The following is an 18,251-nucleotide window of genomic DNA, read 5'->3' as shown; positions in this document are numbered from 1 at the left end:
CACGTCAGATCTGGAACTTGCAGCTCCCTGGCACTAGAACCGAATCGTCGGGTCCTCGAGTCCAGCGAGGGGGTTGAATCAGTGCTTGCTTTCGGTCGGAACAACGGCGAGCTGCGGCCCGGTCCTGCGGCTGTAGCTGGAGGGGCGCTGGAACAGGGCACCGCTGCTTCGGTCGGCGGCTTCGACGGTCCGAACGTGCGTGAAGCCTCGGTCGGTGTAGTACTTCTGCAGCCCCTCGTTGGTGCGCCAGGCGTCCAGGCGGAGCAGCTGCTTGCCCTGGCTCGTAGCGTGCTGGCCCGCCCAGTCGAGCATGGCCGAGCCGAGGTCCAGCCCCGACACATCGCGGCGCACGACCATGCGGTGCACGTAGAGCGCCGGCTCGGCAGCCTCATCGGGATTCCAGAAATCCGAGTCGGCGTGCTCATCGACCGTGATGGTCGCTACGGGCGCGCCGTCGGCTTCGACGATCCAGCACTCGCCGGCCGCGATGTTGGCCTTGATGCGGTCTTCGCGCGGCGGGTACTGCCACTGATCGATGCCGCGCTCGCTGAGCCACGAGGCAGCGTGTTCCCACAGGTCGATGACCGTGCGCAGGTCCGTGGCAACGGCCTGGCGGATTATCGGTGCGGCATCGAACTGGGGGCGGCTGCGCTCGTAGGTGATGACGTGTCGGTCGCCGGGCAGCACGTTGACCACAGCGCGGACCGGACTGCCGTCTTTGGTGAACCCAGTGCACAGATGGACTGCCACGGGCGTGCCGGGACCGAGCTGCAGGCGGTCGGCTTCCTCGGGAGTCGGCATCCGCACCTGGATCTCGTCCAGCGCGCGGACCTGCTCGTATCCGAGCTCCGACAGGACGACGTTCGCACCGCGGGCGATGTCGTCCGGGTTCATGATCTCGCTGTTCTGGACCAGCGCGAGCGGGAAGTGGGAGTCGTTCGTGTTGTAGGGGACTCCGTCGACGAAGCGCACACGGCGCCGGACGACAACCAGCTCCCCCTCGTCCATGTGGAGGCGCTCGCGCACTTGCCGGGACGGCGCTTCCACCTGCACCTCGATGTGCTGGCCGGCCTCGCGTCCTTCCTCGGACATCTGCGTGAGGAACTGGTCCATCTCAGGGGACAGGGGCCGCTTCCGGAATTCGCCCTGCGGTCGATAGACCATCGGACGCCGACTGCGAACGAAGTACCCCCGCGGGCGGTCGCTGATGATCAGACCCTCGTTGACCAGCAGTTTCAGTCCCTGCACGGCGGTCGAACGGGTCGTATCCCACTCGGAGGCGATCTCAGCCTCGGTCGGCAGCCGGTCACCCGGAACCAGCGTCCCATCGGTGATCTGAGCGCGGAGTTTGTCCGCGATGCGCTGGTAGAGGGCTCGGGCCCTGCCGCTGACTGCCATGGGAGATGTCTACATGCCTGGGAATGACTAGTCAATCTAGCCGAAGGGGCTTGACCCCGCGTCGCGCAGCGTGCATGCTTCATTGCATCGGGCATTGAGTAGTCAATCTAATCTTACTAGCTAAAGCCCGTGACGTTTGACCGCGCCAAAGATCAACAGCAGGAAGCCACCGTCTCTTCGGAGGCGGGGCAGTGGGGTGAGCCGAGCTCCCCCGGCCAAGGCCCCTGTACCGAATAGCTCCACCCGATTCACCCCGACGGCGCTGCTGCGCTGTCTGTCCGCCAGGACCACCAGCCGAAAGGCCGGCCTGGCGCGGCAGAGAAGGCAGCACCCGCACCCACCCCACGTCAGGAGGATCCGATGCCCCGCATTCGCCCCGGCCGTAACCGGTCCAAGAACACCAACCGCCGTGCGCCGCTGCTGCTCAGCACCATGGCTCCGGAGGACTTCAACGTCCGTCCGGACGAGGTCAAGTCGATCGCCTGCCCCGACTGCCGGACCTGGCGCCGGATCATGGGCGACAAGGTCCTCAAGATCCGTGAGCACTGCGTTTCCGACAAGGTCGCGAACGGCGAGAAGCACACCCTGTGCCCCGGCACCGACCAGGTCGTGGAAATCGACATCGACGTCCGGCGCTGGCAGTCCCGGCAGAACCGCCTGCTGCGGGACGCGATGCCGCAGGACAACCGGCGCGCGGCGCAGCAGTTCTACAAGCCGCTCCCGGCCCCGGCCGCGCCGGTCTCCCGGATCAAGGCGGAGGTCACCCTGGACACGACGCGCCAGTCCTACCTCGCGCACCGCAAGGGCTGCATCCGGTGCGTCAAGGGCACGCACTGCACGGACGGCGGCGTCCTCGCCCGCCGCTACGTCCTCGCTCTCCAGAAGGAGCCTGCCCGCCGCGAGGCCCGCGAGCAGCTGGAGCGCCAGGAGCAGCGCACCGTGCGGAAGCAGACGGCCCCGGCCGTCCGCAAGGCGCAGTGGGCCAAGCACGGCGGCCAGGAAGTCGAGAAGGCCAACAACCTCTGCACGGCGCGGACTTCGGGATCGCTCTCCGAGTTCCGCAGCCCGGGCCTCCCGATGCTGCCGCAGGACATCGAGGCGCACGACCGGCGGCAGGCCGAACTGGGCGTGAAGTACGCCGAGAAGGCCCAGTCGGCGGCCTGACCCGCACACCGAAACGAACGACCACGGCCCCGGCCGGCCCGAATCCCTCGGGTCGGCCGGGGCCGTGGGCTGTTCGTACCGATCAACTCCAGAACGCGGTGCACTGCGAGCCCTGCGCTCTCGAGTTTCCCGCGCGAAAGCCCCTCCCTGATTCGCCCTCCCCGCCGCAGAGGAGCACGCCATGTTCAACCTCTTCATCGACGACGTCCGGATGGTCCTGGCCGTGGACGACGCCTACGAGGCGTCGGCGCTGGTCAACAACCTGCTCGACGCGGGCCACACGGTGTGCTCGGACCTGTGGTCGGCGTACGACAAGACGGCGATGCTGACGCCCGCCCTGTACGCGGCGTGCGGCGGTGACCTGCTGTCCCTGGCGCAGAGGTACTGACACCACCAACGCCCACGGCCCTGACCGACCCGAGAAGTTACCGGGTCGGCCAGGGCCGTGGCCGTTCGTAGAGATCAGCCACTCCCCCGAAACCGTGTACGGCCCCATCAGAGAGGCTCCACGATGACCGTCTCTGCCAAGCTCCCCCTGCGCTCTGTCCAGTCGATCACCGCTGAGGAGATCGGCCCTCGGCAGCCCGGCGCGATCTACCAGAACGTGAACGGCCAGTTCGAGGTCCTGGTCCTCATCACCGACCCTGCGGAAGCGGCGCAGTTGCTGCGTCGGGACGCGGCCCGGTGGGCGCTGATCGTCCGTGACGTGCTGCGTGCGGACGGCCAGCCGTACGCGATCGGCGACGTGTGGACCACCTCGGACTACCTGATCCGCCCCTCCCCCGCGGCCGCCGCGTACACGCCCGCCGCTTAGACCAGCCCAGCCCTAGAAGACGACGGCCCCGGGGCTTGCACCCCCGGGGCCGTTCCTGCAGGTCCCTTGAGAGAGGAACGACCCACATGCAGTACAGGATGACAGGTGAACAGGCCCGGTTGCAGCGACGGGAGGCCCTTCAGCGGGCGGTCGACGCGGGTGCCCGGTGCGGGCAGGTGGCGTTGGCCGGGCTCGACTTCTTCCGAGAGGAGGAAGAACCGCATGCTGAGTGGAGCGAGCGGCGGGCGGAGCTGGTGGAGTTCTGCCAGGGCTGCCCGGCGATGTACGCGTGCCGCGAGCTCGCGCTGCGGGACCGGGACGGCTACGGGAAATCTGACGAACTGGTCCGTGGCGGTCTGTCCGGTCAGGAACTGCACGCCACACGGCGACACCAGCAGGGGCAGTTGGAAGAGGCCCGCAGGCTGGACCGTGACACCGAGTGGGAGCGCCTGGTGGCGCTGACGCTGGGGCTGCGGAGGACCGCGTCGGTGCATGCGGGCGAGGGTGCTCGGGGCCGTACCGAACAGCAGACCCAGAACGCCTCTGTGCGGCGGCTCGTTGGTGAGGTCCGCGAGGTGCGCATGGCCCGCCGGGCCCGGACCGGCTGGGGGCAGGCGGCATGAGCGGCGAGGACGCGCAGTCCAGGGAGATGGACGAGATGCTGCGGCGGGCCCGTGAGGCCGACGCCCGGCGTGCGGCGTCAGGCAGTGTCCGGTGAGCGCCGATGGCACGGGCCGGGGTTCGGCACAGGCTGCTGCTGAGCTGGAGGAGGCCCGCCGCCGGGCGGCCGCCGACCTCCGCGCAGCGGACCAGGCCGCAAAGGACCTGGAACGGTGCCTCGCTCGTATCCCGGCCGGCCAGCATGGCTGACGACCTGTACCGCCGCTACATGACGGCCACCCGCACCTGGCACGAGCACATCAGCGCCTGCGGGCACTGCACGAAGGACGGCGAGCCCCGGTGCTCCGCCGGGGCTCGGTTGTACGAGTCCTTCGCCCGCCTCCAGGACGCCTACGTCGGGCGACAGCGCCGGGCCCGCTGAACGGGACGCGCACCCAACTCGCCGCCCCTCCCACGCTCCTCTCCCTCACGGGCCGTCCGTCATGCGGGCGGCCCGCTCTTCGATGCGCCCCAGCCGGGGCACACCCCGCCCCATGCCCTCAACGAGGAGGACCCCATGCCCACCACCATCACCCTGGCCGCCAGCGTCCCGACGTCTGCGGACTACGACCACTACGAGGACCTCGCCGCCGCCGCGCACCCGGCCTTCGCCGCCGCGCACCAGGCGGGCCGGGTCGTCACCGCGGTCACCGCGCAGGGCGTCACCGTCTCGACGGTGGAGGAGGTGCGCGTGCACGCCGCCCAGTGGGCGCAGCACCTGTCCCTGGCCTGACCGGTCTGCCGGTTGCCTGATCCGCCCGCACCGGCCGCCTCTGACTTCGGCGGCCGGGACGGGCGGTGAGGGGGAGCCGGACAGCCCGGACTCGCCTCCTGGGAGACAGGACAAGACATGCGCGGAAACCGCATCACCCTCACCGCAGACATCGAGGCCCTGGGCACCCGGCACCGTGCCGGAGAGCAGGGGACTGTCGAGGAGGTGCACACCGGAGGCCACCTGACGGTCCGCATGGACGACGGCCGCCGCAACTTCCCCACCCGCGACGAGGTCGCTACCGGCCCGCAGTGACGGGCTGTCAGTTGCCTGGTCCGCCCGCACCGGCCGCCGCCATGCTGCCCGCCCGGCGCTGACCGCACCAGCACAACGGCCCTCCGAGTCCCCGGCATTCAAGCTGTCGGGGCCGCGGAGGGCCTGGTCACGACCCTACCCACCGCCGCTGTTCCACGGTGCCCCTTCTGTACGGAGGCGCCCGGAAGAAAGGACGCCCCCGTGGCCACCAAGCCCGCCACCCGCCGCAGGCGCCAGAACCCCGCGAAGACCCGCGCCAACGGGCGCGCCAGGGCACAGGCGTCTGCCGTCGTTCCCACCCAGGCCGCCGCCCTCGAAGACACTGCGCCGCTGGTGTACCCGGAGGCCGACTCGGTCCTGGCCGACGCCGCCGACCGCGCCGCCGACCTCCGGGACCAGGCCGCCGACGACGTCGCGCGGATCCTCGCCGACGGCCAGGTGCTTGCCAGCGAGCTGCTGGACGGTGCCCGCGCCGAGGCGGCCTCGATCACCGAGGCCGCCAGCGCGGAGCAGTCCCGCCTCCTGGCCGACGCCGCGACGGACGCCGACCGGGTTCGCACGGAGGCCGCCACCACCGCGGCCGCCGACGCTGACCAGGTCCGTGCCGACGCCGAAGCCACGGCGGAGCAGCTGCTCGCCGACGCGCGCACGGAGGCCGACACCGTCACGGCGACGGCGGCCAGTGAGGCCGACCAGGTCCTCGCCGGTGCCAGCGCGGCTGCCGAGCAACTGCTCGCCGACGCCCACCGCCAGGCGCAGGAGGTCGCCGCCACGGCGGCCGCCCAGGCGGAGCAGGTCCGCACCGAAGCCGAGCAGACCGCCGCGAAGGCCCTCGCCGACGCGGAGACCGCGCGCATCGAGCTGTTCGCGGCTGCGGAGCGCACCGCGGTGGAGACCCGCACCCGCGCCACCACCGACGCCGACCAGCTCCTTCAGCAGGCTCGGGGCGAGGCCGATCGGTTGCGCGAGAGCGCGGGCGCCCAGGCCGCGCAGGTGAAGGCCGGGGCGGAGAAGGCGGCAGCCGAGCTGCGTGAGGACGCTGCCCGCGAGCGGGAGGCGTCGCGTGCGGATGCGGCGCGTACGCGGACGCTGGCCAAGGAGGACATCGGCCGGCTGCGGGCGGCGGCGGCCGAGGACGCGGAGCGTCTGACCCGCACCGCCCGCGAGGAGGCCGACCGCATCGTGGCTGCCGCCCGCGCCAAGCGGGACGCGGACCTCAAGGAGGCCGAGCAGGCCCTGGCGCAGGCCCGGCTGCGGGAAGCGGACGCGGATGTCACGTTGAAGGCCGCCGACGACATGGTGGCCGAGGCCGCCGCCCGGATGAAGCGCGCCACCGACCGCACGGAGCGGGCGCTGGAGCGCAAGCGCCTCAAGCTCGAGGCCAAGGGGGAGCGCCGGGACGCGAAGGAGGCCCGCAAGGCGAAGGTCCGGGAGCTGCGGGCTGCGGACCGCGCCGGGAAGCCGGCGGTGTCCGACCGCGTGAAGCGGTTCGTGAAGGTCAACGCGGAACGCCTGATGGTGATCGGTCCGATCACCGCCCCGATGGCCGTCGCATGGACGGGCCAGGCCGGGTTTGCTGAGGACATCCTCGGCTGGGTCGTCCCCTTCACGATCCTGTTCGCCGCCGCCTGGGAACTCAGCACCGCGTTCGTGGGCTGGATGTACCACCAGGCCCGTCAGGGCGGTGACGCCGGAACCCTCTACCGCGTTTCCACGTGGATCTTCGCCCTCGGTGCGGCGGTCATGAACTTCTGGCACGCCTCCGGGATGCCGAAGGAGGGCAGCCGGGTCTGGGATGCGAAGAAGGAGATCTGGACGGAGCAGATCACCTACTGGCACTTCACCCCGAAGGCGGTGGCTTTCGCCGCGATGAGCATCGTGGGGATGGTGCTGTGGGAGCTGTACGCCTCGCTGATCCACCGTCGCAAGCTCCGTGAGGACGGCAAGGTCGCCAAGGCCCGCCCGTCGATCGGGGCGGTCCGCTGGTTCCGCTACCCGGTCCACTCCTTCACCGCGTGGTCGCTCGCGATCACGGACCCGCGCCTGACCACTTTGGACCGGGCCTGGACCGCAGCGGGCGCGGAGCTCGCAGACCGCAAGGCGGCCCGGACCGGTCTGGCCCTGCACCGGGTCGTCGTTCCCCGCCTCGCGGCCGACGACCACGGACCGGCAGCCATCCCCACCGTCCTCACCCTGACCCGCATGGACCGGCCCGGGCCGCTGGACAGCCTGGTTCCGGTCCGCCCGGTCCAGCACGGCGGGTATCCGGTCCGGTCCGGTCCGGGCGACCGGAACGCGGTCCACGGTCCGGTCCGGACCGCTTCAGCCGCGGACCGGACCGGTGGACCGGCGCGCGCCCTGGAGGCCGGTCCGGCCGGACCGCAGGGCGCTGACCTGCTGACCGGTCCCGGTCCAGGCCGTAGGTCCCGGACCGTGCCCGCCGCCCAGGGCCCGGCGGCCGACCGGGGGGTGACGGTCCGGACCGCCGATGTCGCTCCCGGACCGCTGGAGTCGGACCGCACCGGACCGGCCGACCAGGAGGACCCGGAAGGTGTCTCCGGTCCGGACCGTGGCGAGGACGGAGGTCCGGACCTCACGGTCATCACGCTCACGGACCAGGAGCGGACCGCGCTGGACCGGCTCCGGACCAATGGTGAGCCGCTGAACCGGGCCAACATCGCCAAGGCGGTCCGGACCGAGGGCGGCACCATCGCCACGGACCGCGCCGGACAGATCGCGGTCGCCCTCAAGCAGCACACGGTCCGCTGACCGGACCGGATCGGCCGCACATGGTCGCCCCCGGTCCGCGCTCGCACCCCGAGCGCGGGCTGGTGACGGCCACGGCCGGCAGGCCGCTCGCCCGCACCCCGCCCCGAGCGGGTCGCGGGCCCGCTCGTACGCACCACCAGCCCCGCGCAACAGCCTCGGGGACGGACTCCTCCTCCCCAACCCCCGAGACCTGGAGGTCTTCTCGCATGAACAGCAACGACCCGAACTACTCCCCGCTGCGCGACGTCGCGCAGAGCCCGGAGGCAACCGCCCGGTACCTGGCCGACGTTCAGCGGGTCCTGCTGGACATCGGCAAGAACCTGGAGACCCTCGCGATGGAGACCCGCGTGCACCTGCGCGGCACGAACGTGGAGGGCGACCGCTGGTATCACGCCAGGCTGCGCGCGATGCCCGTCGAAAAGGCCCTCGGGAACGTGCTCAAGAATCTGAACAACCTGACCGAGGGCCTGGAAAAGAGCGCCTATAAGCGCCGTGCCCACGACGAGACCGTGGTGAATACGGCGAAGGGAAGGAAGGAAAAGGAGATCGAAAAGCAGCGGAAGAAGAACTCGCCGACCCTCCAGGCTGCGCCCAACCCGCCGCAGCAGGGGGGACAGAGCCAGAATTCCGGGTATGGTGGTCCCACGTCGATTTACGACCTCGGTAAGAGGGAGTCGGCGTGACGCGCCCCCTCAGCAGCGTCGAACGCTCGGTTCGAGGGCGGAACGGCTGGCTGCAGGAAGAAGAGCGCAAGTCGATCGAAAGTCGCGGGGAAATCGGCCGGATGGAATTCTGGCTCCGCGTTACTCGGTCCGAAATCACCAGGGAAGTCAAAGCCGGTCGCGGTGATGTCATCACCGCGTTCACGCTGGTCTGCCGCCTCTTCAAGCTGGTCTTGGAGAAGCGGCAGGCGGGCGACCCGCGGCTGTTCGACCACCTCATGCAGTACGCGGACACCGTCCTGAAGCAGCACGGCCCGCGTCACTGAGCGTCACCCACGAAGGCCCCGCTGGGCTCCGGCGGGGCCTCGCGCGCGTAAAGCGTGCACACGTGCACGTGCACGCGCGTGCACACGAGACCCCACTGTCTGTCAAGCCCCCAGGAGGGAGGTGCCCCGTGTCCGACGAGTCCGACGACACCGGCGGCGGAACCCTGGTCCACGGTCCGTGGAGCGGCGATTCCACCTACACGCTGCCGCCGATCCCGGATTTCATCGACACCATTCCACCGCCGCCGGAAGACATTCCGGCGGCTCCCCCGGAGAGCCCGGAGGAGACCACGATGGAACTTCCCGCGATTCCGGCCGCTCCCAACCCGGCTACGGCGCTGCGTTCCGAAGGAATTGCCGCGCCGGAAAGCGGTGAAGAAGAAGGCGAATATGAGGAAGGCGAATACGAGCAGCCTCGTTCTCTCGCTGACCGCCTCGGTGACTGGCTGGAATACCGGCTGGAAACGGCGCGGTACAACCGTGAAAGCGAAGCCCCTTTCCGCGAGGCTGAAATAGCACGGAAGGCGGCGCTGCTGGAGGGCCGCACCGCCCAGGAAGTCGCGATGATGGAGCAGAACGGAAAGCTCCACGCCGCGATGATGAAAGCGAAAGGCGACAAAGCGGCGGCGCGCGGAAAGGCGGATGCCGACCGTACGAAGTCGTCTTCCTCCGGCCTGGGGGCGGACAAGGGCCGCTCGAAGGTCGGCGGCGGGGGCGGGTCCTCGCGCGGCGGTGGCAGCACCGGGCCGTCCCGCAACAACTCGGGTGCCGGGCCGAAGGGGTCCGGAGGCTCGCGCGGCTCCAACTCCGGCGGCCCCGGCGGCCGTTCCGGCTCCGGTTCATCCGGGGGCAGCGGAGGCGGCAAGGGCCGCACGAAGGACTCCCCGGCGGGCTCTGGCGGCCGTTCAGCCGGTTCCGGGCGCAGCGGGTCGTCCGGGGGCTCGAAGGGCTCTCAGGCGGGCCCTGGCGGCTCCGGGCGGGGCAACTCGAAGGACGACAGGGCAAGTCAGTCGTCTGGCGCCCGTACCGAGCGGGCCCGCGACCGCCAGGAGCGCGCCGGGGCCCGCCAGGCCGGGCGGCAGGAGCGGCGCAGCGCCGGGCACGCCGCCAGTGTCGCGGACCGGTCCAAGGACCGCGACCAGGGCCGCGCGCAGCGGCAGCAGGCGTGGGAGGACCGCCGGGCCAAGCGCCAGGAGCGGGACGCGGCGCGGAAGGCGAAACGGGAAGCCGCGGCGTCGGCCGACTCGGGACGCACCACGCTGGGCAAGGCCGTCGGCGAGGAGGCTCAGCGCCGCTTCGACAAGCGCCGTGCCGACGCGAAGGCCGCCGCGGACGCCAAGGAGGCGAAGGCTGGCACCGAGAAGGTGAGCCTGACCAAGGACAAGGACTCCAAGGCCAAGGGCACCGGCGGCAAGGATGCCAAGACCGCCAAGGACGTCCCTGACGGGGCCTCCAGCGCCGCGAAGGACGGCACGGCGGGTGATACGCCGGGCACCGACTCCATGGCCGGGGACGGGACGTCTGACGGGGGGAAGAAGCAGCGCCGGTTCCGGCGCCGGCGCACCGGCGCCACCGGCGCAGCCGGTCGGCGCGGACGGTCCCGCCGCGCCGGTCGTACCGGCCGTACGGGACGCGGCCGTACGGGGCGTACCGGTCGGCGCGGCCGTGCGGCGGACAGCCCGTTCGGCGAGGAGGACTCCACCCCGACGGTGGAGTGGCCCGACCGTCCCACCCGCCCGCCGCACACCGAGGCCGCGGGCGGCGACGACATCGTCGACGCGGACATCGTCCCCGACGCCCCCGGAGCCCTCACGACCGGCGTACGGGGCCTGCCGCCCGCGCCGGAGCAGCACACCGCACGGCCCGGCACCAGCCGGCCGACCACCACGGAAGGGAGCAGCGTGAGCAGCTCGCAGGTCAGCAGGCCAACCGGCGCGGGCGGTCTCGGCGCCCAGCACCGCACGGACATCACGTTCGACGACTACCTGATGGACATGGCGAACATCGCCATCCAGGCCGCCTGTGACCAGGAGCGGGCCGAAGCCCTCGTGAAAGCCCTGGACAAGGTCGCCGACGCCCTGCGGGACATGGCCACCGACCTGGTCGGCGACCACAACGTCACCACCGAGGTCACCGAGCTGATCTCGGACCTGGCCGACTCCGCGGCCCGCATGAAGCAGCAGGCGGAGCGGTGCGCGACCGAGTGCGGGCTGGCCCTGGAAGCCGCCAAGCTCGCGGCCGCGATGGTCGCCCGCGTCTACGGCGAGGACATGGCCGCGAAGGAAGACGCGGGCCTGGCGTACGCGTCGGCCGCAGCCCACCACGACTAGAAGCAGGGAGAAACCCGCTGATGAGCAGCGATCTGACGCCCCGCCCCACCGCCGCGGCACCCGCCGTGGCCGACGGCGACAACCGCTACAAGGCCGTCCAGGCCAAGCTCGACAAGCTCGGGCGCGCGCTCGACGACGCCGGGCTCGGCCTGGAGGAGCTCATGCGCAGCATCCGCAAGAACGCCAGGCGTGCCGAGGACGCGGCCCGCGACGTCGGCAACGCCGAACTCGACCCGAAGTTCGTGGAACTGACCAGCAACGTTGGCGTCGCCCTCGGAGGTGCCGGGGTGCAGGTCAAGAAGCTGCACGACACCGCGCAGGAGACCGCCGACCTCACCCACGAGACCAAGCGCACCCACTCCAAGCTCTACGGCGCGCTGGACGACCTCCGCTCGGGCCGCCGCGAGAAGACACCCAGGCCCGGGTTCTTCAACCGCTGACCCCTCCCCCCCACCCCGCCCCGGGCGGCCCCGCACACCTCGCGGGGCCGCCCGCGGCTGTTCCCGAAGGAGAAGCCGGTGACCACGCCGCGCAGCGTCGCGCTCGAACGACTCGCCTACACCCTCGCCGCGCCCGTGCTGGCCGTGGTCCCCAACCTCTACCCCGACAGCCCCGTCAACCAGGTCGTGCAGCTCGCCGGCGCGGCCGGGATCGGCGGCTGGTTCCTCGCCGCCAAGAGCGATGCGCCCGGCGCCGGACGCAAGATCCTGCGCTGGAGCCCGCTGGTCCTGGCCGCCGCCATCGACATCGCCGCCGGGCACACCGGCGGCTTCGGCCCGTACGGGATGGACGGGCTGCTCGCCGCCACATGGGCGGCGGCCGGCTACCTGGTGATGCCCTTCTCCCGGCACACCCGCCGCCGTCACCGCCCCGCCCTCGCCGCGCCCGTCGCGCAGCCGGCGCCCGCCGAAGTCCTCGAGGAGCCGGTCGTCCAGGACGACGGAGCCGACCTGCTCACCCGCGACGCGCGGATGCTGTGGGAGCAGGCCGGAATGCCCGGCCGCACCTACATCGTCAAGGCCACCCGGCACCCCGGCCAGCAGCACGACATGACGATCCTGCTGCGCGCCTCGGAGACCGGACGCCCGATCACCGGCCTCACCGAGGCCGCGGTCGCCGCCCCGTTCGAAGTGCCCGCCAGCGACGTCGTCCTGGCGGAGGTCGCCATCCAGCCCGGCCGCCAGGGCGGCCCCGGCTGGCTGGAGGCCCACATCACCCCCGACGCCAACCAGCGCCGCCGTGCCAAGCCGACCGACCAGGAGCGCTGGACGGACAAGGTCGGCTCGCCCAAGGGCGGCGCCCCCGGCTCCGAGCTGGTCCACAAGCGCCGCGACGAGGAACGCGGGGTGACGTTCTACCGGGCGAGAATGGCCGATCCCACCGACGCTCCGCGTATCGACCTGCCCAAGCTGTGCCGCGCCCTGGGCCTGCCCGAGGACGACAGCCGCGTCTTCGTGCTGGTCGAAGGAGCCGAGTTCCTGGTCAGCATGTTCGACACCCCGCCGCTGTCCCCGAGGTTCCCCGCCACCCGCGAGTTGCTCACCCCGGACGCCAAGGGCAAGTACGTGTGCGGGTTCAGCATCACCGGCCAGCCGGTGCACAACTTCGTGTTCCAGCACGACAAGAACGCCGCCAAGCACGGCCTGGTCCTCGGCGTCACCCGCGGCGGCAAGACGCAGTTCTTCGCCGTCACCATGGTGGCCGAGTCCAACGCCGGACAGATCGTGTGGCTCTCGTCCTGCTTCAAGGACGAGAAGACGACCGCCCTGGGCGAGTACATCGACCGCCAGGGCATCACCCCGATCTACATGGCCCGCCAGCTGCGCGCGGCCAAGGCCCTGTGCCAGATCCGGGCGGAAATGCCGTGGGGGCACGACGGGAAGCCGCACGACTACAAGCCCGGCGACCCACGATGCCCCTACAAGCAGCTCAATGTCTACGCCGACGAGTTCATGACCGCGAGCCAGGACTCCGACTACGGCGAGTTCATCCAGGCCGACGGCGACGCCCTGACCGTCATGGGCCTCAAGTACGGCATCGGCTTCAACCCCGCTGGGCAGTCGCCGTTCGCGCACAACGGCTTCTCCACCGAGATGAAGGACAACCTCCGGCAGAACTCGAGGCCGGTCATCTTCAACATGGGGTCGCCCGGCGCCACCCGCAAGGCGGCGGAGGGCACCATGGAAAACGCCTACGACGTCCCGACCATCCCCGCCCGCTACGCCCCTAAGGAAGGCAGTGCGATCGAGCGGGCCATGGCCGGAGAGGCCGAACCCGAGAACGGCGTCTCCACCGGCGGTGTCGCGGTCGTGGTCCTCGACAACGGACGGGCCGTCCTGATGAAGGCGCTGTACGTGGACTTCGACGACGACCTGGCCGACCTGTTCCCTAGCGAGATCAACCGGCTCACCGACTACGAGATCAGCGAGCTGACCAAGCTCGGCCTGTGGTTCGACTGGAGCGAGCCCGAGCCGCGGCCCGGCGAGTTCTGGCCCGAGCCCAAGGATGACGACGAAGGCGGTGACGGCGGCTCCCGCCGCCGTGGCGGCGGAGGCGGCAAGGGCGGCGGCGGCCGCGGCTCCAAGGGCGGCAGTCGCCGCGAGGAGGTCGTCTCTGCCCGCAAGGCACTGGAGGCCATCAAGAGCCTCACCGACGCCTGATCACACCCACCCATCCCCGGGGCCGGCCTGCCCGAGCGCGGCCGGCCTCACCCGATCCCCTGTGAAGGAGCACCACCACCATGGCCCTCTCCATCTCCGCCGCCGTGCTGATGGGCATTATCGTCTTCGTCCTGGTCAAGGGCGGCCATGTCCGCGTCGGCTCCGCGCTGGCCTGCACGCTGTTCGGCTTCACCCTCGCCGCGACCGGCCTGGCCCCGGCCATCAACAGCGGCCTCGCCTCGTTCGCCGGACTGATCTCCAGCTTCTGACTACGCCTCTTCCCAGGGCGGGTCCGGCGTGTAGTTGAGACCTTCGCAGAAGCGGCAGTCCCACTCCGAGGGCACCTCCCACTTGTCGACCCAGAAGCCGACCTGCTTGCCCACGAAGAAGTTGTCTCCGTCGCACCACCCGCACTGGAAGACGAACTCCACCCCAACCCCTTCCCGACGCCTGTTGGTCCGAGGATGCCCGCAGCGCGTAGGCGGTGCCTACCCACCCGCCAGCCCCAACTCCCCTGCTACGCAACGCCGAAGGGCGCCGCCGGACACGCTCCGGCGACGCCCTTCGACGTCGCGCGCCCCTCCCCCACGCGCCCTCCCGGCCACCACGGCCAGGAGGACGCTCCCCTTCCGCGTGATCGGAGAACACCCCATGGACCCCCTGCACACCCAGCACGGCATGCCCGAGTCCGAGGCCGCGGCCGAAGCCCGCCGCCTGATCGACGCCTGGGCGGTCAAGCCCGTACTCCACCACCCCACCTCGTTCCGCGACGAGACCGAGCCGCCGGCCTTCGGCACCACCCCGGCCGTGCGGCAGGAGGACAGGCGGATCGTCCCGGCCTGGGCGGCCGGGATCGCGGTGGCCTCCATCGGCGTCGGCGCCGGGATCACCGGCATCGGATGCGGGGCCTGGCTCGTGCTCCAGGGCCTGGCCTCCGTCACGTTGAACAGCGTCCTCATGGTCACCCTGCCGTTCGCGGGCCTGGCCATGGCCGCCACCGCCATCGGCGGTGCGATCAGCAAGGCCCGCGCGGCCGTCACCAAGAACGTCTTCGAGGGTCCGGTCACCCACCACACCGAGATCCACAACAACAGCACCACACGCGGCGCGTTCTTCGCCCGCACCCGCAACGAGATCCGCTGACCCACCCCACCACCGCCCCTCCCGCAGAAGGAGCAGCCACGCCATGACCCACAACGACAAGCCCGTCAACGGCCAGGACAACCCGTCCTTCCTCGACCTCCTCCACCAGCTGCCGCCAGTACCTCCGGCCCCCGAGCTGGGTGCCAAGCACGGCACCGGGCGGCTCGCGTGGCTGCGCGCCGCGTGGAAGGAGTCGTGGGAGGAGGGCGGCTTCCTCTACCAGCGGTGGGAGGAGGTCTTCCAGGCCCGGCACGGCAGCTGGCACGAGGCCGCCGCCTGGATCAAGGCGGCGGCACTGATCGGCGGGCTCAGCCTCATCGTGCTGATGCTGGACGCCGCCGGCGACATCGCTTCCGCCGCGCTCAAGGGCCTGTCCGCCCTCCCGGCCACGAGCGGCGGCGACGGCCAAGGTCTGTGGAACACGGTCGACCATCCCGTTCGCGTGTTCCTCGCCGACCAGGCCGCCCACCTGGCGGTCGCCCCGGCCGCCCTGTACGCGTTCTGGCAGCTGACCGGCTTGCTCGGCCTAGTCGGCGGGTTCTTCGGGAACGCCGGCGCCCGCATTGCCTGGGCGCTGTTCGGCATCGGGACCCTCGCCATGATCTGGTCCACTGCCCCGGTCGGAGGGCGCGCCGCCGCCACCGGGCTCGCCGCCCTCATGTGGGCTCTGGCCAGCATCTTCGCCCTGCGCGGCCTGTCCCTGCGGCCCATCGTGCACAACCACCCGCCGCAGTACCAGTTCAGCCCCACGCTCCACCTGCACGCCACGATCCCCGCCCCCGCCCCGGCGGGCGACGACTTCGGCGACACCCCCGACAACGTCCAACCGCTCCAGCACTGACCCGGTCGCTCCGCCTGGTCCTCGCCCCACCCCGCCACCGCGGGGCCGGGCGAGAGCCGGACAGGCCGACCGGCCTCACGCACCACCCGACCTGTCCCCGACCGAATGGAGAACACGTGGCCGTCATAGGCGTGCTGACGGAACCAACCCCGCCCACCTGGTGGAAAGCGAACCGGCACAAGGTCTACGGCACCGGCGGATTGCTGATCGGCTACCTGATCGGCACCCATCTGCACGGCGCCCCCGACCCGCAGCCCCAGCACCCGCGCCCGAGCCACACCACGCCGGCCCCGACTCCGCCCGGCGCGCACCGCACGCACACGCCCGCCTGAACCTGCCACCCCGCCGACACATTTGACGTCGGCGGGGTGCGGCGCTGTGCACCGACCTCTGGAGGAACCGCCCGTGCTCATCCCCCGCCCGCGCCGCCGGATCGACCGGCCCCGCCCGCAGCGCCCCGGCCCCCGCTACCCGCAGCACCCGCACCGCCTCCCGAATCCCTGGAGCCGGTGATGCCCCGGCGCCGCAAGAAACGCCGCAGGGAGGTGTCCCGGGTGCCGCGCAGTGAGGCGGCGCTGCCCGAGTACGACCGCAGCGCGGTGCCCGAAGGGCTCGTGACCCGGCGGCAGTTACGGGAGATGCAGCTGAGTCCCGGGAGCAACGTGGGGCCGGTCGCGATCCTGCGGTGCAGGCCGTGCGCGAACCGCCCGCAGTGGTCCTGCCGCCATCCCACCCGCGGCTTTCTGCCCCGCGCCGGCCGCAACAATGCCCGTCTCGCACTGGCCACAGACCTGCCAGCGTCCGTCCTCGCCGACTTCACCGACACGAGCATCAGCAGCGCCACCCGCTGGACCGGATACGCCAGACGCGACTGGCTCTCGACTACATCGCGTCCCGCAGGCAGATCTGACTACTCCCACGGGCGGCGGCCACGGCCCAGAGAGACCACCACGAGATGGTGGTGGTCATAGCGCCTCGGCGCATTCGTTGACGAACGCGCAAAGCCTACGAATGAGGCTCAGAAAGTGGGGGGTGGGGTCCGTGTCGGCCTGCTGGTGAGGCGCTTCCCGGAGCCACTCCTGCCACAAACCGCCCGGTTTCCGGAAGCGGTCGACCTGGCCACCTCCAAGGTTCAGGTCGATGAACTGGAGAGCACCCATGACGACGGCCTGGTCGTATCCGAGGTCAGGACGGCAGAGATAGCGATCAAGGTAGGCGGCGAGCAGGTCAGCGTCCCGCTCTGTTCCGAAACTCGCCAGGGCCACGCTGTAGGCCAGTCCAACGCAGCAGACCTCGCTGGCCAGCAGGAGTTCTCCGAGACGCTCACGGAACTCGGTCCGGCGGGAGACAGCTACCAGCCAAGCAGCAGTTCTTCGCTCTCGCCAGCTGCCCTCAAGGAGCGCGGCGATCTCTTCCGGGGTGACAAGTCCCGCGTCCTCACAGAGATCTTGCATGAATCGGTCGTACTCAGGACTTTCCATGCGCAGCAAGTTGCCGCTGAGCTTCAAGTAGCGCCGTCCGGGGGTGACATAGCGGCGCACCAAGGCCAGCAGTTCCGCATCGTCATGGGGATCGCGTATCACGTGACCGATCTTGCCTTGCAGCTGCGGAGCGAGGCCAGTCTGTTGGGTGGCCTGCTTGTTCGAGGACAGGCGATGGTCCACATGGCTTCTGGGGCGGTTCGGCACTGGCATACCGCACCCACGGATCAAGTGCACTCTGCCAACAAAATGACGCTAGGTCAGCCAGTGTTCGATACGGCCCCACGGATGGTGATCGCAGTCAGTATCGGATCGACAGAGGGCACCAGTTCCTTTGCGGCGACCTTCGCAAGATGATCCGGAACAATGTCGTCTTTCAAGGCGCCCACATACTCGATGACCTCGGCAAGGGACAGCACAGGCAGTCTCTGACGCAGGGTGTGCATGGCATGGATCCACCCACGAGCAGCCGCAACACCACGGACCTCATCGTGTAGATCATCCACCGCGGTCCGCGCAGCCTGGCCTCGGATGCGGGTTCGGTAGTCCTCTTGCCACCCGTCGGTTACCGCCGAGACGACACCGATCTGGTGCAGGCTTCCGTCAAGTCGATCGACCAAGTAGGGCCCGTTCCCGGCAAGCATGAAATCTGGATTCCGGGTGCGCAGATACTCCTCGGACGTCCAGGAAACGATCCACACCAGCTCGTGCTCTTCCACGCCAGCGACTGCCAAGAGCATCGATTCCAGGCGCAACGCGCGGTCTGCCTTGTAATCGCGCGCCAGCTGTTCTTCAACGATCTGGACTGCGGTTTCTCGATCAATCATGTGTGCAGCATCGCGCACTGCCTCGCACGGAGACCAGCCGATTTCGCCTCGCTAAGACGGTGTCCTATGTGGTGAGTCGGAGGAGCCGCTTGTAGCAGCAGAGAGCTGCGGCGAGGCCGAGAAAGGCCAGGTAGTTGGCGGGTTGGCGT

The 18,251-nt window shown here is 70.6% G+C and carries 21 protein-coding genes; 17 read left to right on the top strand and 4 right to left on the bottom strand.

The genetic code is table 11. The annotated features are described in order from the left end of the window. Positions 1–78: 78 nt before the first annotated feature. Entirely contained in the window at positions 79–1,398 is a 1,320-nt protein-coding gene (locus ACZ56L_RS35095; RefSeq protein ID WP_471069211.1) for a GNAT family N-acetyltransferase, read from the bottom strand. Positions 1,399–1,758: 360 nt separating this feature from the next. On the opposite strand from ACZ56L_RS35095, the gene ACZ56L_RS35090 reads away from it, so the two are divergent. The 14 genes from ACZ56L_RS35090 (at position 1,759) to ACZ56L_RS35025 (ending at position 14,079) form a co-directional block, all read left to right on the top strand. Further along, a complete protein-coding gene (locus ACZ56L_RS35090; RefSeq protein ID WP_471069209.1) occupies positions 1,759–2,562 on the top strand; it encodes a hypothetical protein in 804 nt (267 codons plus the stop codon). Between the two features lie 181 nt (positions 2,563–2,743). Further along, on the top strand, positions 2,744–2,950 hold the full coding sequence (locus tag ACZ56L_RS35085) for a hypothetical protein (RefSeq protein WP_471069207.1): 207 nt from the start codon (positions 2,744–2,746) through the stop codon (positions 2,948–2,950). A gap of 123 nt (positions 2,951–3,073) precedes the next feature. Beyond that, positions 3,074–3,376 carry a hypothetical protein gene (locus ACZ56L_RS35080; RefSeq protein WP_471069205.1) on the top strand — a complete coding sequence of 101 codons (303 nt, stop codon included), beginning with the start codon at positions 3,074–3,076 and terminating at the stop codon, positions 3,374–3,376. A gap of 86 nt (positions 3,377–3,462) precedes the next feature. Beyond that, a complete protein-coding gene (locus ACZ56L_RS35075; RefSeq protein ID WP_471069203.1) occupies positions 3,463–3,999 on the top strand; it encodes a WhiB family transcriptional regulator in 537 nt (178 codons plus the stop codon). Positions 4,000–4,238: 239 nt separating this feature from the next. Next, on the top strand, positions 4,239–4,418 hold the full coding sequence (locus ACZ56L_RS35070) for a hypothetical protein (protein ID WP_471069201.1): 180 nt from the start codon (positions 4,239–4,241) through the stop codon (positions 4,416–4,418). 135 nt (positions 4,419–4,553) lie between these two features. Next, complete coding sequence (locus ACZ56L_RS35065) at positions 4,554–4,769, top strand: hypothetical protein (RefSeq protein WP_471069199.1); 216 nt, start codon at positions 4,554–4,556, stop codon at positions 4,767–4,769. A 117-nt stretch (positions 4,770–4,886) separates the two neighbouring features. Continuing rightward, the gene (locus ACZ56L_RS35060; RefSeq protein ID WP_471069197.1) at positions 4,887–5,063 is read left to right on the top strand and encodes a hypothetical protein; all 177 of its coding nucleotides are present in this window, start codon (positions 4,887–4,889) and stop codon (positions 5,061–5,063) included. 201 nt (positions 5,064–5,264) lie between these two features. Next, positions 5,265–7,832 (top strand): hypothetical protein, encoded by a 2,568-nt coding sequence (locus ACZ56L_RS35055; RefSeq protein WP_471069195.1) that lies wholly within the window; start codon positions 5,265–5,267, stop codon positions 7,830–7,832. Positions 7,833–8,038: 206 nt separating this feature from the next. After that, positions 8,039–8,515, top strand: coding sequence for a hypothetical protein (locus ACZ56L_RS35050; protein ID WP_471069193.1), 477 nt, complete (start codon positions 8,039–8,041; stop codon positions 8,513–8,515). Further along, positions 8,512–8,820, top strand: a complete 309-nt coding sequence (locus ACZ56L_RS35045; RefSeq protein WP_471069191.1) for a hypothetical protein — start codon at positions 8,512–8,514, stop codon at positions 8,818–8,820. Before ACZ56L_RS35050 ends, ACZ56L_RS35045 begins: the two co-directional genes overlap by 4 nt. 128 nt (positions 8,821–8,948) lie before the next feature. Beyond that, on the top strand, positions 8,949–11,150 hold the full coding sequence (locus ACZ56L_RS35040) for an ATP/GTP-binding protein (RefSeq protein WP_471069189.1): 2,202 nt from the start codon (positions 8,949–8,951) through the stop codon (positions 11,148–11,150). A gap of 20 nt (positions 11,151–11,170) precedes the next feature. Continuing rightward, the gene (locus ACZ56L_RS35035; protein ID WP_471069187.1) at positions 11,171–11,590 is read left to right on the top strand and encodes a conjugal transfer protein TraB; all 420 of its coding nucleotides are present in this window, start codon (positions 11,171–11,173) and stop codon (positions 11,588–11,590) included. Positions 11,591–11,668: 78 nt separating this feature from the next. Further along, positions 11,669–13,810 (top strand): chromosome segregation protein ParM, encoded by a 2,142-nt coding sequence (locus tag ACZ56L_RS35030; RefSeq protein ID WP_471069185.1) that lies wholly within the window; start codon positions 11,669–11,671, stop codon positions 13,808–13,810. An 80-nt stretch (positions 13,811–13,890) separates the two neighbouring features. Continuing rightward, positions 13,891–14,079: a hypothetical protein gene (locus tag ACZ56L_RS35025; protein WP_471069183.1), complete on the top strand. Its 189-nt coding sequence runs from the start codon at positions 13,891–13,893 to the stop codon at positions 14,077–14,079. On the opposite strand, the gene ACZ56L_RS35020 is transcribed toward ACZ56L_RS35025, so the two are convergent. Then, entirely contained in the window at positions 14,080–14,241 is a 162-nt protein-coding gene (locus ACZ56L_RS35020; RefSeq protein ID WP_362910330.1) for a hypothetical protein, read from the bottom strand. It lies immediately after the preceding gene. A 220-nt stretch (positions 14,242–14,461) separates the two neighbouring features. Between ACZ56L_RS35020 and ACZ56L_RS35015 the strand changes: the two genes are divergently transcribed. The 3 genes from ACZ56L_RS35015 (at position 14,462) to ACZ56L_RS35005 (ending at position 16,126) form a co-directional block, all read left to right on the top strand. Then, positions 14,462–14,953: a hypothetical protein gene (locus ACZ56L_RS35015; RefSeq protein WP_471069181.1), complete on the top strand. Its 492-nt coding sequence runs from the start codon at positions 14,462–14,464 to the stop codon at positions 14,951–14,953. 43 nt (positions 14,954–14,996) lie between these two features. After that, positions 14,997–15,794 carry a hypothetical protein gene (locus ACZ56L_RS35010; protein ID WP_471069179.1) on the top strand — a complete coding sequence of 266 codons (798 nt, stop codon included), beginning with the start codon at positions 14,997–14,999 and terminating at the stop codon, positions 15,792–15,794. Between the two features lie 116 nt (positions 15,795–15,910). Further along, a complete protein-coding gene (locus ACZ56L_RS35005; RefSeq protein ID WP_471069177.1) occupies positions 15,911–16,126 on the top strand; it encodes a hypothetical protein in 216 nt (71 codons plus the stop codon). Positions 16,127–16,759: 633 nt separating this feature from the next. Here the strand turns inward: ACZ56L_RS35005 and ACZ56L_RS35000 are convergent. Both ACZ56L_RS35000 and ACZ56L_RS34995 read right to left on the bottom strand, forming a co-directional pair. After that, positions 16,760–17,377 (bottom strand): DUF6000 family protein, encoded by a 618-nt coding sequence (locus ACZ56L_RS35000; RefSeq protein WP_471069279.1) that lies wholly within the window; start codon positions 17,375–17,377, stop codon positions 16,760–16,762. A gap of 158 nt (positions 17,378–17,535) precedes the next feature. Continuing rightward, positions 17,536–18,102 carry a YrhB domain-containing protein gene (locus tag ACZ56L_RS34995; RefSeq protein ID WP_471069175.1) on the bottom strand — a complete coding sequence of 189 codons (567 nt, stop codon included), beginning with the start codon at positions 18,100–18,102 and terminating at the stop codon, positions 17,536–17,538. Positions 18,103–18,251: the final 149 nt, after the last annotated feature.

The organism is Streptomyces sp. NPDC039736 (assembly GCF_055596485.1).
This window is presented reverse-complemented; position numbering and strand designations above follow the sequence as displayed.

Coding starts and splice junctions, on each gene's coding strand:
- ACZ56L_RS35095 (WP_471069211.1), bottom strand. CDS start 1,398: ATGGCAGTCAGCGGCAGGGCCCGAGCCCTCTACCAGCGCATCGCGGAC.
- ACZ56L_RS35090 (WP_471069209.1), top strand. CDS start 1,759: ATGCCCCGCATTCGCCCCGGCCGTAACCGGTCCAAGAACACCAACCGC.
- ACZ56L_RS35085 (WP_471069207.1), top strand. CDS start 2,744: ATGTTCAACCTCTTCATCGACGACGTCCGGATGGTCCTGGCCGTGGAC.
- ACZ56L_RS35080 (WP_471069205.1), top strand. CDS start 3,074: ATGACCGTCTCTGCCAAGCTCCCCCTGCGCTCTGTCCAGTCGATCACC.
- ACZ56L_RS35075 (WP_471069203.1), top strand. CDS start 3,463: ATGCAGTACAGGATGACAGGTGAACAGGCCCGGTTGCAGCGACGGGAG.
- ACZ56L_RS35070 (WP_471069201.1), top strand. CDS start 4,239: ATGGCTGACGACCTGTACCGCCGCTACATGACGGCCACCCGCACCTGG.
- ACZ56L_RS35065 (WP_471069199.1), top strand. CDS start 4,554: ATGCCCACCACCATCACCCTGGCCGCCAGCGTCCCGACGTCTGCGGAC.
- ACZ56L_RS35060 (WP_471069197.1), top strand. CDS start 4,887: ATGCGCGGAAACCGCATCACCCTCACCGCAGACATCGAGGCCCTGGGC.
- ACZ56L_RS35050 (WP_471069193.1), top strand. CDS start 8,039: ATGAACAGCAACGACCCGAACTACTCCCCGCTGCGCGACGTCGCGCAG.
- ACZ56L_RS35035 (WP_471069187.1), top strand. CDS start 11,171: ATGAGCAGCGATCTGACGCCCCGCCCCACCGCCGCGGCACCCGCCGTG.
- ACZ56L_RS35025 (WP_471069183.1), top strand. CDS start 13,891: ATGGCCCTCTCCATCTCCGCCGCCGTGCTGATGGGCATTATCGTCTTC.
- ACZ56L_RS35015 (WP_471069181.1), top strand. CDS start 14,462: ATGGACCCCCTGCACACCCAGCACGGCATGCCCGAGTCCGAGGCCGCG.
- ACZ56L_RS35010 (WP_471069179.1), top strand. CDS start 14,997: ATGACCCACAACGACAAGCCCGTCAACGGCCAGGACAACCCGTCCTTC.
- ACZ56L_RS34995 (WP_471069175.1), bottom strand. CDS start 18,102: ATGATTGATCGAGAAACCGCAGTCCAGATCGTTGAAGAACAGCTGGCG.